The organism is Gemmatimonas aurantiaca (assembly GCF_037190085.1).
Taxonomy (GTDB): Bacteria; Gemmatimonadota; Gemmatimonadetes; order Gemmatimonadales; family Gemmatimonadaceae; genus Gemmatimonas; species Gemmatimonas aurantiaca_A.
In genome coordinates, this window is the sequence record NZ_JBBCJO010000005.1 from 703,898 (window position 1) to 720,115 (window position 16,218).

The 16,218-nt window shown below is 64.5% G+C and carries 11 protein-coding genes and 2 tRNA genes; 3 read left to right on the top strand and 10 right to left on the bottom strand.

Annotated elements, in window-relative coordinates:
- The first annotated feature begins 62 nt into the window (after positions 1 to 62).
- Positions 63 to 914 carry a hypothetical protein gene (locus WG208_RS08835; RefSeq protein WP_337170974.1) on the top strand — a complete coding sequence of 284 codons (852 nt, stop codon included), beginning with the start codon at positions 63 to 65 and terminating at the stop codon, positions 912 to 914.
- Between the two features lie 84 nt (positions 915 to 998).
- Here WG208_RS08835 and WG208_RS08840 read toward each other — a convergent pair whose 3' ends face one another.
- Complete coding sequence (locus tag WG208_RS08840; protein WP_337170975.1) at positions 999 to 1,478, bottom strand: hypothetical protein; 480 nt, start codon at positions 1,476 to 1,478, stop codon at positions 999 to 1,001.
- A gap of 155 nt (positions 1,479 to 1,633) precedes the next feature.
- Between WG208_RS08840 and WG208_RS08845 the strand changes: the two genes are divergently transcribed.
- Positions 1,634 to 2,494, top strand: a complete 861-nt coding sequence (locus tag WG208_RS08845) for an endonuclease (protein ID WP_337170976.1) — start codon at positions 1,634 to 1,636, stop codon at positions 2,492 to 2,494.
- A 189-nt stretch (positions 2,495 to 2,683) separates the two neighbouring features.
- On the opposite strand, the gene WG208_RS08850 is transcribed toward WG208_RS08845, so the two are convergent.
- The 3 genes from WG208_RS08850 to WG208_RS08860 are packed head-to-tail and all read right to left on the bottom strand — an operon-like array spanning position 2,684 to position 8,909.
- The gene (locus tag WG208_RS08850) at positions 2,684 to 6,085 is read right to left on the bottom strand and encodes a TonB-dependent receptor (protein WP_337170977.1); all 3,402 of its coding nucleotides are present in this window, start codon (positions 6,083 to 6,085) and stop codon (positions 2,684 to 2,686) included.
- Positions 6,082 to 7,083 (bottom strand): hypothetical protein, encoded by a 1,002-nt coding sequence (locus tag WG208_RS08855; RefSeq protein ID WP_337170978.1) that lies wholly within the window; start codon positions 7,081 to 7,083, stop codon positions 6,082 to 6,084. The genes WG208_RS08850 and WG208_RS08855 overlap by 4 nt, the downstream gene beginning before the upstream one ends.
- An 8-nt stretch (positions 7,084 to 7,091) precedes the next feature.
- Positions 7,092 to 8,909 carry an SdrD B-like domain-containing protein gene (locus WG208_RS08860; protein ID WP_337170979.1) on the bottom strand — a complete coding sequence of 606 codons (1,818 nt, stop codon included), beginning with the start codon at positions 8,907 to 8,909 and terminating at the stop codon, positions 7,092 to 7,094.
- Positions 8,910 to 9,205: 296 nt separating this feature from the next.
- Here WG208_RS08860 and WG208_RS08865 point away from each other — a divergent pair, with 296 nt between their 5' ends.
- Positions 9,206 to 11,668 carry a fused MFS/spermidine synthase gene (locus tag WG208_RS08865; RefSeq protein WP_337170980.1) on the top strand — a complete coding sequence of 821 codons (2,463 nt, stop codon included), beginning with the start codon at positions 9,206 to 9,208 and terminating at the stop codon, positions 11,666 to 11,668.
- Between the two features lie 75 nt (positions 11,669 to 11,743).
- Here the strand turns inward: WG208_RS08865 and WG208_RS08870 are convergent, their stop codons facing one another.
- The 6 genes from WG208_RS08870 to WG208_RS08895 form a co-directional block, all read right to left on the bottom strand.
- A complete protein-coding gene (locus WG208_RS08870) occupies positions 11,744 to 13,132 on the bottom strand; it encodes a serine hydrolase domain-containing protein (protein ID WP_337170981.1) in 1,389 nt (462 codons plus the stop codon).
- Positions 13,133 to 13,478: 346 nt separating this feature from the next.
- Positions 13,479 to 13,552 (bottom strand) — tRNA-Met (locus WG208_RS08875).
- Positions 13,553 to 13,633: 81 nt separating this feature from the next.
- A tRNA-Met gene (locus WG208_RS08880) sits at positions 13,634 to 13,707 on the bottom strand.
- Positions 13,685 to 14,158 carry a septum formation initiator family protein gene (locus WG208_RS08885; RefSeq protein ID WP_337170982.1) on the bottom strand — a complete coding sequence of 158 codons (474 nt, stop codon included), beginning with the start codon at positions 14,156 to 14,158 and terminating at the stop codon, positions 13,685 to 13,687. The genes WG208_RS08880 and WG208_RS08885 overlap by 23 nt, the downstream gene beginning before the upstream one ends.
- Positions 14,136 to 15,416, bottom strand: a complete 1,281-nt coding sequence (eno, locus tag WG208_RS08890) for a phosphopyruvate hydratase (protein ID WP_337170983.1) — start codon at positions 15,414 to 15,416, stop codon at positions 14,136 to 14,138. Before eno ends, WG208_RS08885 begins: the two co-directional genes overlap by 23 nt.
- 12 nt (positions 15,417 to 15,428) lie before the next feature.
- Complete coding sequence (locus WG208_RS08895) at positions 15,429 to 16,217, bottom strand: lysophospholipid acyltransferase family protein (RefSeq protein WP_337170984.1); 789 nt, start codon at positions 16,215 to 16,217, stop codon at positions 15,429 to 15,431.
- Between the last annotated feature and the right edge of the window lies 1 nt (position 16,218).

Here is a 16,218-nt window from a genome sequence, read left to right on the forward strand (position 1 = left end):
ATTCGATCCTCGTCGGATCCCCACCCGGTCTTCCCGCGGTCTTCACGCGACAGGAGTCATTCATGTCCCGTTCTCTTCGCTGGTCCCTCTCACCTTCGCGCATGCCCGCGGTCGCGACCATTGCCGGCGCGATGATGACGTTGATGATGGTCTCGGCATGCTCGGACACGTCGCCAACGGCAAACGAGGAGACGCCGATGAACGTCGTGCTCTCCATCGACGACGTGAGCGGCCAATCCATCCTCGTCGATCCCCGCAACGCCACGTTGCAGGTCGGATACGGCGCCATCGTCGAAGCACGCATTCTCGATGCGGGTGGCAGTCCCATTCCGGGCGCGCGACCCGTATGGTCCACGTCCGACGCATCGATCGCGACGGTTTCCGCGCTGCCCGACTCCGGTTTGCGTCAGGACGGTTTGCGCGCGGCCGTGGCGGCCCGTGCCGCCGGCAGTGTGCTGATCATTGCATCACATGCGAACAAAGCCGACACCGCACGTTTCACGATCACATCCGTTCGCGTCGATTCCGGCAGTCAGGGTCCCGTCACACGCCCCGCACGATTCGATCTCGTCGCCCAGGTCCTGGGACGTGCCGCGACCTCGCCATCCTCACGGGATTCGTCGACCTGGACGCCCCCCGTCGTGGCCGGTGCCACGGTGCGGTTCGTGCAACTGCCGTCCATTGCGGGCGACACATTGCCCCCGACCGCACCGCCGGTCAGCGCGCCGACGCTGATCGCCACCGCGACGGCGGATGCCACGGGCATGGTCCACTTCAGCAACATGCCCGCGGCGCGCTTCCGCCTCGAAGTGGATCCGCCGAGCGCCAGTGCCTGGGCCGCACGTGTCGTCGAATACGGAGCACCGTATGCCAGTCCGCTGCGCCTCGATCTGCTGCTGTCCCCGAAGCCGTAGGCAAACGCAGCGAAGGTGAAAACGGATTCACACGGGCGGGCGATGCCATGCCTCCAGCATCCCGCCCGTGTCTCCCTGCGTGGCTCAACGAAACTGGTAATAGACAGACGTGACGGCCGGCGTCGGGCCGGGCGCGCGGACCCGCAGGAGGATCGTACCGCTGCTCCTGTACGCCGTGCGATACGATTCCTTGAGCGCAGTGAGATCGAATCGTTCCTGTGACCTCACCAGCATCCGACAGGCCTCTCCCCTGGCATCGTGAGCCAGTGAGAGCAGCACCTGCACCGGGAACGACTCCATGAACGGCCCTGTCTGCAGCAACGCCACCGCATGTGTGCCGCATCCGCCGTAGCTCAGGTGCAGATGCAGAATGTCGCCGACCACATAGGCACTGTCGATCGTGGCCGGATCGAAGCGATACCCACTCATCTCGCCACCGACCTGCACGGCGTTGATTCCGGTCTTGGGCTCATCGAATGTGGGCGCGCTGCACGCGGCGCTCAGCGCCAGGGCGACCAGAGAAACGCACGACGCTAGGGTCGGCAATCGCCAGGGATCACGCATGCTGCCTCCATCGGTCCGGGATCTGTCGAAACATACGACAACAGGCACGACAACAGATACAACCACAAATACAACAGCTGCCTGTGATGCGAGGTCACAGAAAATGTGATATGGAGCCTGTCACATCCAGCGTTCTTCGCTGCATCATTCCCGGCATGACACGGTCGATCCCCAATCGCACGCCGCGCGCCAGGATAGTCGTGGCGGGCAGCGTGGCACTGGCGCTCGTCGCCTGCGGCGGTGGCGGGAGCAGTACGACGGCACCACCGCCACCCAATACCTGCACCGCCACACCGCCCGCGGCGCAGATCAGCTACTACACGCCCGCGCAGGGCCGCTGCGGCACCGCCTTGCTCACCGCACTCCAGCAACTCGTGCGCGGTCAGCGCGTCCTGGGGTACACCTCGGCCCGCGATTCCCTCTACGCGTTCGTTGATCGGGGTTCACGCACGTGGATCGTCGACCTCTACACGGGACGTCAGGCCGCGGGCGTGACCACGCGGGCCACCGCCGCCCAGAACAGTATCAACACCGAACACACGTGGCCCCGCAGCCGCGGTGCCGAAGTCGACCCGGCACTCAGCGATCTGCATCATCTCTTCAGTTCCGACTCCGCCGCCAATGAGCGCCGTCAGAACTATCCCTACGGCCTCGTGCGTGGCACGGTGATCTGGACCGGCCCCGCCGCCGCCGGCGGTACCGAGACCAGCCGACTCGGTTACGCCAACGGATCGGGCGGACCGATCGTCTTCGAGCCCCGCGCCAGCGTGCGGGGTGATATCGCACGTGGGCTGCTGTACTTCTATCTGCGGTACAACACCGACCGCCCGAGTGGTTACAGTCTCCTCAACTTCGCGCAGGAGCGTGATCTGCTCATTGCCTGGGCCCGCGAAGATCCCGTCGATGCATGGGAACGTTCGCGCAACGACGCCGTGTTCCGGGCCCAGGGCAACCGCAATCCGTTCATCGACTGGCCGGAACTGCTCGATCTGCTGCCGACGTTGCCGCTGAGTTGAAGCACCGCAGCGGTCGTTCCGCCCCGTTGCATCCGCGTCCATCCGCGTCCATCCGCCCAATCCGCGTCTGCGGTTTTGCCGCTGTCGTCGTCCGTCCCGACGAACCCGCCGACACGCTGGGCTCCCAAAGAAAAAGGCGGGGCTCCAGAGGAGCCCCGCCCTTCCTACTTCGTCCATCACCAAGCGCCGTCAGAACGAGTACCGGACCCCCAGCTGCATGCTGAACTGCAGCAGCAGGTTCGTTCCGAGCGGCGTCTTGTTGCCGAAGAAATCGGTGAGGTTGTAGCGGATGGTCTCACCCGCCGTATCGTACGACGATGGCACCATCAGGTTGCGGCGGTTCGCCGACACCGACTGATACCGCCCCCACTTGGAGTTGAGGCCGTTCAGCACGTTGAAGAAGTCGACCGAGATTTCCGCGTTCTGACCCGCACGCGTGGGAATGCGGTTGCGCAACGACACATCGAGACGGTTGAACCAGGGCTGACGGCAGGTGTTGCGGGGAATGATCTGCCCCACATAGTCCCCCACACACTTGTTGTCGGCCAGATATCCACGATAGATCTCGCGCTGCGCCGCCACATACGTGGCCTGCTCCTGCGTTCCGGTGATGTTGGTCGGAATCGCCACCGGGAAATTCTCGGGCGCGAAGATGAACGGACGATCGTTGAACGTGACACCATCACCGTTCAGATCCCCGCCCTGCTCCGGGCCCCACGGCGTGCCGCTCTGCATGCGGAAGATGCCGCTCAGACGGAAGCCCAGCGGCAGCTTCGTGAAACCCGACAGGATGATCGTGTGATTGCGCACGAAACCCGACGGCCCCCATGCCTTGTCGGTGTCGCCGATACCGCCGATATCGTTCGGTCCCGACGCACCGATGCGCGTTTCCGTCCAGCCGGCAAACGACGTGCAGCACGAGAACGATCCGTTGTCCTCGGCCATGGTCCACGTGTAAGACGCCCGAATGGACGTTTCGCGCGCGAAACGATGATCGAGGTTGAACGTCAACGCCTGTGACCTGGCCCGACCATCGTAGTAGTTCTGGAACAGGTTGCCAAAATCGGTGTTGAGCAGGCGCTGATTGCCCGCCGCCGCTCCGGGCAGGAAGGACCCCGCCGGCACGTATACCGCCCGCCCACCCTCGTTCGCCAGCGCGAACAGCGGCTGGCGCAGGTTGGTGTTGCGGACCGTGTAGAGATTCGACGTGAGCGTGTAGAGGTAGTCGGCCGAGAAACGCGTCGCACGACCGAGTTCCCGCTCATAGCCGATGTTGGCGCGATACGTCTCCGGGATCTGGAAGTTCTGCGTCCAGAACGAGTATTCCGGAATGCCCCCGATGCCCGCGTTGCCCGCGCAGTTCATCGGATTGTTGTCGCCGCTGGCCGCCCAGTCGCGATAACCATTCACCGGCGGCGGCGCGTTGGCATCGCCCTCGGCCGCGCTGCCCGTGCAGGTGAGGTTCTGCAACGGGACGTCGGTGATGCCCACGTTCGAGCCGAGCACCGCCGGCAGACGCCCGTAGAAGAGACCGGCGCCTGCACGCCACACCTCACTCGCATCGCCCTTCCGGTCCCATGCCAGCGCCACACGCGGCGAGATGTTGTTCTTGTCGATCGGCGCGATACCGGTCTGGATCCCGAAGGCCCGTTCGGCGTCGATCACGCGACCCGGCGCATCACCGAAACGCGAGAGATCATAACGCAGACCGATCGTGGCGAGCAGACGCGACGTGACGCGCCACTGATCCTGCGCGTACACCGAGTATTCGTACGTGTCGAAGACGGCCCGTGGCACCTGTCCGTCGGAGCGCACGCTGCGCGTGTACTGCAATGGACGGTACTGCTCGAGTGCGGCGAGATTGTCGAACGTGTAGAAGCCGGAGCCCTGGTTCCAGAAATCGTTCTCGTAGTGCGAGAAGATGTTGTTGGTCCCGATCTTGAGCGTGTGCCGCCCGAGATCCAGCGTCGTGTTGTTCACGAGTTGGACCTTGTTTTCCACGAGGCTGTTGCGGAACGAGATGTTCTGTCCGCCCCAGGCATACGCGGTACCGGAGACCACGTTGTTCACGCGCAACTGCGGCTTGAGATCGTAGCCCACGCGCGGTCGGTCTTCGGCTGAATACTGGAAGCGGAAGACGTTCGACGCATGATCACCGAGCGCGCTGTTGAGTTCTCCCACCAGCGAGTTCGTGCGATTCTTGAACGCCTCCGTCTGCGAGAGGCCACCCTGGGCCGTGGCCGCGTAGGTCTCGTTGCTGTTGTCGTACCGGGACAGGTTGTTGCGCAACGACAGACGGTGCCGGTCGTTGATGTTCCAGTCGAGGCGGGCGAACAGCGTGAAGACATCGTTGCGGGTCGCGAACTCGTCGTACGCACCGGCCGGATTCTCGATGCCGTACCGATCACTCAGAATGCTGAAGAACCGTCCGAGCGAATCCGCGGTCAGGCGCGCCCGCTGCGCCTGGTTGCGCAGCGTGGCCGCCGCGCTCGTCGATCCGGCGGCGTCCGCCTGCGCGTCGAGGCTGGCGGCCTGACGCAACAGCGTGGCCGGACCGCTCGGCACGTATGGCTCACGACGACGCTGACCATCCGCCGACACCAGCCAGAACAGCTTGTCCTTCACCAGCGGACCTTCCGCCTGCAGCGCGAACTGCTGGACGTTGAAGTTGTTGACCTTCGTGCCATCGAAGTTCTTCGACGTCAGCGCATCGCCGCGATAGTTGGCATACGCCGTCGCCTTCCGGCGATTGGTGCCACCCTTGGAGATGATGTTGACGATACCGCCGGCATAGTTGCCGTACTCCACGTCGAAGCCGTTGGTGATGATCTGGAACTCCTTCACCGACTCGATCGAGAAGTTGAACGGGATACGACTGCCGCCCCGGTTTTCACCGAAAAAGCTGTTGTTCGCATCCACGCCGTCCATCTGCAGATTGGTCTGCGACGGACGAGCGCCGGCGATGGAGAACTGACCGCCGGTGGTCGTTTCCGGCGTGGGGCTCACGAGACCCGACAGATTGATGAAGTCGGTGAAATCGCGACCCAGGGTGGGCAGATTCTGAATCTCTTCCTGACCCACCGCCTGCTTCACCCCGCCATCCGCGACATCGACCTGCCGGGCGGCACTCACCTGCACCGCACCGAGCTGCGTGGCGGCATCGGTGAGCGAGAAGTTGAGCGCCGTGGCCGAGCCGACGGTCACCCGGATGTCGGTCTTCTCCTGCTGCTGGCTGCCGAGGCGGCGGACCATCACACGATACGTGCCCGATGGCAGCAGACGCACCACGTAGGCGCCGTCTTCGCCGGCCACGGCATTGCGTACCAGTCCCGTCTCCGTATTGGTGGCCGTGATCGTGGCCCCCGCCAGCGGCTTCCCGTCAGCACCCAGGACCGTGCCGCGGATGGAACCGGTGGTCTCCTGCGCCCCGAGCATGCCCGTCGCCGAAATGCCCCGCATCTCCGCGAACGCCGGCACGATGGACAGCACCGGTGCCACGGCACCGACGGCAACCGCAAGGACACCCATCCATGGCAGTGCGCGATGACTGAGGCGATGGCCGAAGCGATGATTGAATGAACCGAACTTCATGAACACGGAACCTCCGTCACATCGAACGCGCCACGCGGCTGGAGCTGCGTCGCATTGTTGAAGAAGCCCACGATACCGGTGATGTCGTAACAACGGCCGGTCACGAACCGGGTCGTCCCGATCGTCGTGGCCGCGTTGCCATCGAGGCGTACCTGCGCGGAGCCGCTGCCGTCATCCACGGGTGCATTGCCGCTGACGAAGGTCCCGACGCTCACCCGACGCACGGTCACCAGCCTGCCGACGTTGGCCGCCAGCGGATTGGTCGTGGCCGCCAGCTGCCCGGTCGTGACCTGCACCGGATCGGGCACGGGCGTGCCGCGCTTGATGTTGGGCGCGACGCGCGGGGTGGTGATCTGCAGCTGCGTGTTGAACGCGGCGACGATGCCCGTCACTTCGATACTGTCCCCTTCCTGCAATCCGAGGCTGGTCGGCACGCCGAACACCTGGATGCCAGTGGTGGCGTCCTGGATGAAGAGATTGTCGTTGGCCGCGCGATACCGACCTGGCTGCGCGGTGACCACACCGGCGACGGTGACGCTCGCGCCCACCGCCGCCTGCTTGGCGGCACTGATCCGGATCACGCATCCGAACTTGAGCGGCGTGGGCACGAACGTCGCCTCGTTGCGATACACACTCGGCGACGCGCCACACCAGACGAAGTTGCCGGCAATGATCGCCGAGCTGCGCACGACTTCGAGATCGTGCGTCCCCACGGGCACGACGAGTTCATAACGCCCGTTGGTGCCCGTGATCGCCGACCCGATCATCTGCGTGGTGCCACGCTGCAGCACCCGGATCGTCACTCCTGCCATGACCGAGTCGCCGGCCGTGGGGGTGTACACGTTGTTGTTGTCCCGGTCGAAGAAGAGGATTCCGGAAACGGTCCCCGTCGAGTCGAGCGGCGCCACCGGTTCCGGATCGTCGATGCAGGCCGCGAACGCGAGCGCGCCGGCACACACCGTCAGCATGCGGCGCAGGCGCGGGATGGTGAAAGACATGGGCGATTTCATGGTGTCACATCGCTGGCGAAGCGCGGCTTGATCTGCGCCGTGCCGTTGAATTGCGTGAGAATGCCGGTCACGGTGTACGTGGAACCGACCGTGAAGTTGGCGCGTGTCAGCCCCAGCAGCGGGCCACCCACGCGCACCTGCATCGGGGTCGTGCCCACCGTGCCGGTGACCGTGAACGCCGTGGCCGTGCCGGTTGCCACGCTGGTCACGGTGAAACCGGCCACGCGCACCAACTGTCCATCGCGTGCGAGAGACGCGGCTTCGGGACCGGTGAGTGTCACCGGCGCCACCACCGAACCGGTACCGGTGCGGGCAATGGCCGCGCTGCCCAGTTGCAACTGACCACTGAAGAGACTGCGGCTGCCCGTCACTTCCACCGTGTTGCCCAGCTTGAGCGTCGCACTGTCGGCGGTGGGCGCACTGAAGGCCGCGATGCCACCCGTGGCATCCTGCACCCAGATTTCCGAGTTGACGTTGTTGGTGCCGCTAGTGAACGCACCCGGTGGGGCGGTGATGCGTCCGGCGATCGTGTAGGTGGTGCCATTCACGCCCGACGCGCGCACCGTGCCGATGGGTGTGATCGCGGCGCCGAGTTCGAGATCGCCGGTATCACGGATCTTGAGTTGCGCCGTCGCGTTGAAGCGCGTGAGCACACCCGTGACGTTGTAGCGATTGCCGACGGTGAAGCTCTCACGGGAAAGTCCCGTCGCCACACCGGCAATACGCAATTGCAGCGTGTCGCCCGCGGCATCGGTGCCCAGCACGGTGAATGCCGCCCCGGTGCCGGTGGGCACCGAAACGATCGTGAGATTCGGCACCCGCACCAGCTGGCCGTCTCGCGTCAGCGCATTGGCCTGCGCCGCACTCTGCGCGACGGGCACCACCGGCGTTCCGGCACCGAGATTGCGCACGCGGGAGATGGTGATCTGCGACTGTGCACTGAACACACTGCGCGCACCCGTGATCTCCAGTCGATCGCCCAGGCGATACAGCGCGCTGTCGGCGTTGGGGATCGAAAACGCGGCGATACCGCCGGTGGCGTCCTGCACCCAGACTTCCGAATTGGCGCCAGACGCAAACGGACCGGGGCGTACCACGAGGTTACCCACCACGGCGACCGTGGTCCCCACGGCCCGTGCCCGCGCATCGGCAATCGGAATGATGAGCGCGCCGGTGAAGATGCCGTTCACCGTGGCGGTACCGCCCGCCGCCACCGTGACCTCACGCGACGCACCTGCCGCGTACGTGATGGTGGCCGGGTTCTCCAGCACCACCGTGTAGGCGCCCGGTGCGAGATACTGGAAGGCGAACAGCCCCTGCGCATCGGCCAGTACCGAATCGACACGCACGGCTCCCCGACGCAGCACCACCGCGAGTCCATCGCCCGGTGTATCGCCAGTGCCGAAAGACCCATTCCCGTCGTCGTCTCGGAAGATGCGTCCGCTGACCGTACCCGGAAGCCAGCCGTAACGGACATCCTCGGCGCGCACCTGCCCCGTGGCACTCACCGACACCCGCGGCGTGAGGGACGTCGTGAGAACGGTGCCAGCCGGAATTGCCGCCGACACCACCAGCGTGTACGCCCCCGGGGTCACCTGGGAGAATGTGGCCAGTCCACCGGCAGCCGATGTCGCCACCGCCGACGCGCCCTCGCCTGTGGTGGGGGCCAGCGTCAGTGCCACACCGGTCAGTCCGCTGTCGGCCGCCGTGTAGGTGCCGGAGTTGTCACGATCGATATAGACACGGATGGCCACGTCGGCGGCCTTGCCGGCCGGTGCGACCGCTTCGTCACAGGCAGTGATGCCGAGCGCCATGGCTCCGATGAGCGCCCAGGCACGGGGGATCCGTCGGGGTCCCTGGCAGCCGGAGGGATCTCCGGACCGGGACCGCGGACCTGCCAATGCGGGAGGAATGGGAACAGTCATACAGGGTGTGGAGAGAGCGACAAGGAACAACGTTTGAAACCACGCACGGGCAATATGCAGCAGGTTCCGCACGTTGGTACCGCTGGTTCTGTACCGAACAGTCATCAATCGGCCATCCTTCGAATGGCACCGATGGCTCGGCCGACCTCACTGTCCAGTGTGCTCTTCGTCCCACAATTTGCGGCATGACCGTTCCCACCGACTTCGATCGCCGCATCCGTCCGGCGCTTCCGTTCCTGCTGGTGCTCTTCGTTGGTAGTGGAGCGAGTGCCCTCATCTACGAAGTCGTCTGGTTCCAGCTCCTCGAGTTGGTGATCGGCTCCTCGGCCATCTCGCTGGGTGTGTTGCTCGCCACCTTCATGGGCGGCATGTGCCTGGGCAGTCTGGGATACCCCCGTCTCGCCGCAAGACTGGGCCGTCAGCACCCACTCCGGCGGTATGCCGCACTGGAAGTGGGCATCGGCGTCATCGGGCTGGCCGAACTGCTGCTGATTCCCACCATCGGCACGCTGTATTCCCCGGCGGTGGGCCATGGTGCGCTGGCGATCGCGTTGCGTGCCATCGTCGCCGGTCTCTGTCTGCTCCCGCCCACGATCCTCATGGGTGCCACGTTGCCCGCCATCGCGCGCTGGGTGGAGAGTTCGCCCCGCGGCATTGCCTGGCTGGGATTCTTCTACGGCGGCAACACGCTGGGCGCGGTGGTGGGTTCGCTGCTGGCCGGCTTCTATCTGCTGCGGCTGCACGATTCCACGGTGGCGACGTGGGTGGCGGCGGCCGGCAACCTGCTGGTCGCAGCGGTGGCAACGATGATCGCCGCGCGTACGCCGGGTGAACCATCGGCTGCGCGTTCCGCATCACCGGAGGTCGCGGACCGTTCGGATTCGGTGCCTGCCGCGCAGGACTTTGGCACCCGCAATTACATCTATGTCGCCATTGCGCTGAGCGGCGGTTGTGCGCTGGCCGCGGAAGTGGTGTGGACGCGTCTCCTGTCGCTGACGTTCGGCGCGAGCACGTACACGTTCTCCATGATCCTCGCCGTCATTCTCGCCGGCCTCGGACTCGGGAGTGCCGGAGGTGCGGCCCTCGCGGCACGCACCGATGCGGCGCAGGTCAATGCCCGAGCCCTGGCGCGTGTGCAGTTGCTCGCCGTACTCGGGATCGCCTGGGCTGCCGCAATCATCTATCTCGCATTGCCCAACTGGCCGGTGAATCCGAGTCTCGCCCCCAGTGCGTGGTACAACCTGCAATTCGATCTCTTCCGGTGCGCGGTGGCGGTCCTGCCCAGCGCCGTATTGTGGGGCGCGAGTTTTCCGCTGGCGCTGGCTGCCGTGGCCGTGCCCGGTGAAGACCCCGCCCGGCTGGTAGGACGGGTGTATGCGGCGAATACAGTCGGCGCGATTCTCGGCGCCGTCGTGTGCAGTCTGCTGCTGGTGCCCGGCATCGGGACCCGCAACACCCAGCGATTGCTCATGGCGCTTGCCGCGGTGGCCAGTGTGTTGGCCTATCTCACGGTGCGCGGGCGATCGTCATCACGCCCGGTTGGCCTGATCGTCGCACCGGTGCTGGCCGCGATACTCATCGTGCTCACACCGGCATTACCTGGCGAACTCGTGGCGCACGGTCGCTGGGCCGTCACCTGGCTAGGCAAATCCGAGATGCTCTATGTGGGAGAAGGCATGAACAGCTCGGTGGCCGTCACCCGACTGCTCAGCAACGACGCCATCCAGTTCCATGTGAGCGGCAAAGTGGAAGCATCGAGTCTCATGCAGGACATGCGCCTGCAGAAGATGCTGGCGCACATTCCGGCATTGGTGCACCCCAATCCGCAATCGGTGCTCGTGGTGGGGTTCGGTGCGGGGGTGACTGCCGGTTCGTTTCTCCCCTATCCCACGGTCACACGCCTGGTGGTGTGTGAACTCGAACCGCTCGTACCTCAGGTGGTCTCGACCTGGTTCACGAAGGAAAACAACAACGTGGTGAACGATCCGCGCACGCAGATCCATTTCGACGATGCGCGCAGCTTCGTGCTCACGGCCGATGAACAGTTCGACGTGATCACGAGCGATCCCATCAATCCATGGGTGAAAGGTGCGGCCACGCTGTACACACGGGAATACTTCCAGGCCGTGAAGAAGCTGCTCAAACCCGGCGGCGTGGTGACGCAGTGGGTGCCGTTGTACGAGAGCACGCCCGAAGCCGTGAAGAGCGAGATCGCGACCTTTTTCGAAGTGTTCCCGAACGGCACGATATGGGCCAACAACACGCCGGACGGCGGTTACGACCTCGTGTTGCTGGGCACGAGCGAACCCACCCGCATCGACCTCGGCGTCATGCAGATCCGCGCGGCGGATCCGGGATACGACCGCGTGCGGCAGTCGCTGGTGGAATCGAATTTCACGTCCCTAAGCAACCTGTTCTCCACCTATGCCGGCCGCGCGCAGGATCTGGCGCCCTATCTCGAGGGCGCGGAGATCAACACCGATCGCAGTCTGCGTCTGCAGTACCTTGCCGGATTGGCACTCAATCAGTACACCAACGTGGCCATCGCGCAGGAGCTGTTCCAGTTCCGGCGATTCCCCGACGGATTGTTCGGGGGCGACCCCATGTGGGAACAGCGGATGGCGTACGAGATGGGGTTGATGCGATAGGCCCGCGCTGTTTCTGCGCGGGGCTGTTGATTGTCGACGCGCTTCTGTCGATGACCGGTCGTGGTGTCGATCGCCTCAGGGCACCACGCGGGTGACCGTCGCGCTGTTGTTCCCCTGACGTCTCACGAAACTCGGCGCCGGTGTTCCCGGGGCGAACTCGTACTGTACCTCGTCGTTGTCGTCGCGGACGAAACGCTCGTTCCCGACGTGCTTGAGACCGAACGCCGGCTGTGGTCCCTGCCGCGCGCGCAGACGGCCGTTTTCCACGAAGATACGTGTGCGGCCGTTACCCGTGCCGTACTCTCCCACGAAACGCTCGAGCGCGGACGCCGCGATGGGAACGGTGGACAGATCCCTGATGCCCAGTGCCCGTCGCGCCACGAGACGCTCGACCTGAACCGCCGTGAGCGCGCTGGTGTTCGTCAGCACGACGGTGATCAGTGAATCGTCGGGATAGTGGTGCAGTTCGGAAATGAACCCGTTGATGCCGCCATTGTGGCTCACCTGGCGGTGTCCAGCCAGCACACCCATGCCCAGTCCGAAGCCATAGGTGATCGGCTTGCCGTCGTTCAGTGTTCCGGGCGTCGTCATCATCCGGTAGGAAGCCGCACTGACCACCTTGCCGCCCGCCAGCGCCTGGGTCCACGTCACGAGATCGCCTACCGTGGAGCACAACGAGCCCGCGGCATACGGCTGCGTCATGCTCAGCGGCTCGGCGTTGATGAACGACTTGCCATCGGGCGTCGGCACATATCCCTGCGCACGCCGCTTGATGAGCGGCGCCTGATCGCAGTACACCGTGTTCCGGAGCCCCAGCGGGGTGAAGAATTCGTCCTGCACATACTGGCCATACGACTTGCCACTCAGCTTCTCGATGATCGCGCCGAGCAGAAAGTAGCCCGAGTTGTTGTATCGATAGGCGTCACCGGGCTTGAAGTCGAACGGCTCGTTGGCGAACAGCGCCACCATCGTGTCCGGCGCCAGATCGAGACGCATCACACGCTCCCACCGGGGCCCCATGCTCGTGTAGTTCCGGATACCCGACGTGTGATTGAGGAGATGCCGCACCGTAACGCGGTTTCCCTGCGCCGGATATCCGGGCAGGAATTTCTGGATGGTGTCATCGAGTGTGAGCCGGCCCTGCTCCATCAGCCGCATGATGGCCGCACTCGTGAACTGCTTGGTGACCGAGCCGATGCGATAGACCGTCTGCGCCGTGGCCGGCACGTCATTCTCGAGATCCGCGAAGCCGTATCCTTTCAGAACGATCGGCTTGCCGTTCTTGACCACCGCCACCGAAACTCCCGCCGTGCGATGCTCGGCCACCGCCGCGTTGGCGACCGAGTCGGCATAGCGCACGATGGCCCGGGCATCCTGCGCGCCGGCGGCGGAAGGCGCGAATGCGGGCAGGACCAGCGCGCCAGCCAACAGCGCAATCACGGAGGCGTGACGCATGAGTCGCATGGGGATGGGGGTGGTTCGCAGTCTGAGGTGCCTGAAAATAATTGGATGCAGAATTGTATTCAATATTAGGTTTTTGCTTCACCCGCTAGTACGTCAGACGGAAGGAAATCCGCGATGCATGGAAACGCCATTTCGGCGGCTGAGGTCACTCACGTATCCCGCCACGGCTTCTGGCTGCTGTTGGTAGCGGTCCATTCGTGATCCGGCCGCCTTTCCTTTGATATCCGCCGAGCCGGACAATGCCTCTCCGGCATAGCGTCACATACAAAACGGCGGCGATCCTCGGGGATCGCCGCCGTTTTCATCTTCATACCGACCGTACCGTGAATACCACGACAACATGGCATAGCTGGGGAGAGACTCGAACTCTCGACCTCACGATTATGAGTCGTGCGCTCTAACCGGCTGAGCTACCCAGCCCCAGAACCCACACCGCACAAAACGTCCGCGCGGCTCTCCGGGACACAAACGGCCGGCCCTTGCGGACCGGCCGTTTGAACATGGCGGGGGCGGGATTTGAACCCGCGACCTTCGGGTTATGAGCCCGACGAGCTACCAGGCTGCTCCACCCCGCGGCAGTCTTGGGATATTAGCCACCGATCGCCCGGAGTCAACCCCGACGGGCTCATCCACACGCCCACGCCCGCCACGTGTGCTGTCGGTGCTGCGCACGCTGTCCGCACTCTTCAGGCGATAGAGGATCTCCTTCTCGCCCTTCACCATCCCGTACTCCTCGCGCGCCACCCGCTCGAGTCGCACCGGATCGGTGGTCATCGCCTTGAGCTCGGTCTTCAGCACGGCCACCGAATCGCGCAACTCTTCCAGTTCGGCTTCCAGTTCGGCTTTCCGATCTTTCTGCGTGAACAGATCGGAGGTGCCGTACTCACCCCCTTCCACGGCAAACGCGAGCACCGCGAGGGTGCCGACGCCCCACAGGAGGCGCCGGACCCACACGGAGCTCAACAACGACGACAGGCCACCGCCTTTCGTCGACCGGCCCGACTTAGATCCCGAAGATCGCGCCACCAGGATACTCCGCATAGCCTTCGAGCTGCTCTTCGATGCGCAGCAGCTGGTTGTACTTCGCGACACGATCACTGCGCGACGGCGCGCCGGTCTTGATCTGACCTGCCTGCGTGGCCACCGCGAGATCGGCGATGAACGTGTCTTCGGTCTCGCCGCTCCGATGCGAGATGATCGAGTTGTATCCCGCCGACTTCGCGAGTTCGATCGCTTCCAGTGTCTCCGTGAGCGTGCCGATCTGATTCACCTTGATCAGGATCGCATTCGCCACGTCGTTCTCGATGCCCTTGGCCAGAATCTCGCTGTTCGTGCAGAAGAGATCGTCGCCCACCAGCTGACAACGGTCGCCGATCTGCTCCGTCAGCAGCTTCCAGCCATCCCAGTCGTTCTCCGCCATGCCGTCTTCGATGGACACGATGGGATACTGCTCCAGCCACCCCCCATACAGTTCGGCCATGTCCTTCGCGCTGCGCGACGCCGCGCCGCTCTTCTTGAAGTGATACTGGCCGTTCTGGAACAGCTCACTGGCCGCCACATCCAGGGCGAGCGCGACGTCGTGACCGGGACGGAAGCCGGCCCCTTCGATGGCTTCGACGATGATCTTCAGCGCCTCTTCGTCGCTCGCGAGGTTGGGCGCAAAACCGCCTTCGTCGCCCACGCCGGTGGACAGCTTGCGCGCCACCAGCACCTTCTTGAGCTGATGAAACACCTGCGTGCCCATGCGCAGTCCTTCGGCAAACGAATCGGCACCCACCGGAATCACCATGAATTCCTGGAAGTCCACGGTGTTGGTTGCGTGCGCGCCGCCGTTGAGGATGTTCATCATGGGCACCGGCATCGTGCGGGCCATCGGGCCGCCCAGATACCGGTACACCGGCAGTCCCACCTCGAGCGCGGCTGCACGGGCCACCGCCATCGACACGCCCAGCATGGCGTTGGCGCCGAGACGTCCCTTGTTCTCGGTGCCGTCGAGGTCGAGCAGCGCACGATCCACCGCGATCTGGTCGGTGGCATCCATGCCTTCCAGCGCTTCGTTGATCTCGGTGTTGACGTTGTTCACGGCATTGAGCACGCCCTTGCCGAGGTATCGTGACGGATCACCATCACGCAGTTCCACGGCTTCACGCTCGCCGGTGCTCGCTCCGCTGGGCACCGCGGCCCGCCCGGCCGCTCCAGTCTCGAGAATGACGTCGACTTCCACCGTGGGGTTGCCGCGGGAGTCGAGAATTTCGCGGGCGGATACGGAAATGATGGGGGCCATGATGACGGGAAGTTATGAGTTCTGAGGACGGAGGGTATCGACTGCCGCGGACGTCGATCGTGCTTCGCGCGAAACGAGCGCGGGATTCACACCATACTGCTCGCGCAGGCACTCGGCCATGCGCTCACGCACACGCTCGCCGAGTGCGTCACGATCGTCGTAGGTGAGTCCCTCGGTGGGAATGGGTTCCAGCAGATGCACATGCACCGTCCCGGGCGACGCGCGGAACTCGCCACGGGGGTTCACTTCGATCGTGCCATGCACCACCACCGGCACGATCGGTGCACCCGATCCGATGGCGAGCACGAACGGCCCCTTCTTGAAAGGACGCAGGGCGTACGACACACCACGCGTCCCCTCGGGATACACCAGCACCGAACGTCCTTCGCGGATCTTCTGCGCGGCATCTTCATACGCACCGAACGCGGCCTTGCGGTTCTCGCGATCGATGTAGATGACCCCCACGGCGCGCGCCGCCGGCCCGAACAGCGGGATCTTCTCCAGTTCCCGCTTGGCAACGAATCCGTAGTGCGGCAGCACCTCGATCATCGCGGGAATGTCGAACCAGCTCACGTGATTCGCGATATACACGCGCGATCCGGACACCGGCCGATCCGCGCCATGCACCACGACCTTCACACCGGCCGCGCGCAACAGCCACCAGGCCCACCAACGCGGCGCCTTTTCGTAGACACTGTCCTTGCCCTGCGGCACACCCACCAGCCGCGCGAGCAGCACGATCGACCCGAACACGATCGTGCCGAGCAGCAGAGCCACGGTGGTGAGAGCAGTCCGGAACATT

Bases quoted from the DNA above. Each gene is read 5' to 3' on its own strand.
- WG208_RS08850 (WP_337170977.1), bottom strand. From the start codon at position 6,085: ATGAAGTTCGGTTCATTCAATCATCGCTTCGGCCATCGCCTCAGTCAT.
- WG208_RS08860 (WP_337170979.1), bottom strand. From the start codon at position 8,909: ATGGCGCTCGGCATCACTGCCTGTGACGAAGCGGTCGCACCGGCCGGC.
- WG208_RS08835 (WP_337170974.1), top strand. From the start codon at position 63: ATGTCCCGTTCTCTTCGCTGGTCCCTCTCACCTTCGCGCATGCCCGCG.
- WG208_RS08855 (WP_337170978.1), bottom strand. From the start codon at position 7,083: ATGTCTTTCACCATCCCGCGCCTGCGCCGCATGCTGACGGTGTGTGCC.
- WG208_RS08870 (WP_337170981.1), bottom strand. From the start codon at position 13,132: ATGCGACTCATGCGTCACGCCTCCGTGATTGCGCTGTTGGCTGGCGCG.
- eno (WP_337170983.1), bottom strand. From the start codon at position 15,416: ATGGCCCCCATCATTTCCGTATCCGCCCGCGAAATTCTCGACTCCCGC.
- WG208_RS08840 (WP_337170975.1), bottom strand. From the start codon at position 1,478: ATGCGTGATCCCTGGCGATTGCCGACCCTAGCGTCGTGCGTTTCTCTG.
- WG208_RS08845 (WP_337170976.1), top strand. From the start codon at position 1,634: ATGACACGGTCGATCCCCAATCGCACGCCGCGCGCCAGGATAGTCGTG.
- WG208_RS08895 (WP_337170984.1), bottom strand. From the start codon at position 16,217: ATGTTCCGGACTGCTCTCACCACCGTGGCTCTGCTGCTCGGCACGATC.
- WG208_RS08865 (WP_337170980.1), top strand. From the start codon at position 9,206: ATGACCGTTCCCACCGACTTCGATCGCCGCATCCGTCCGGCGCTTCCG.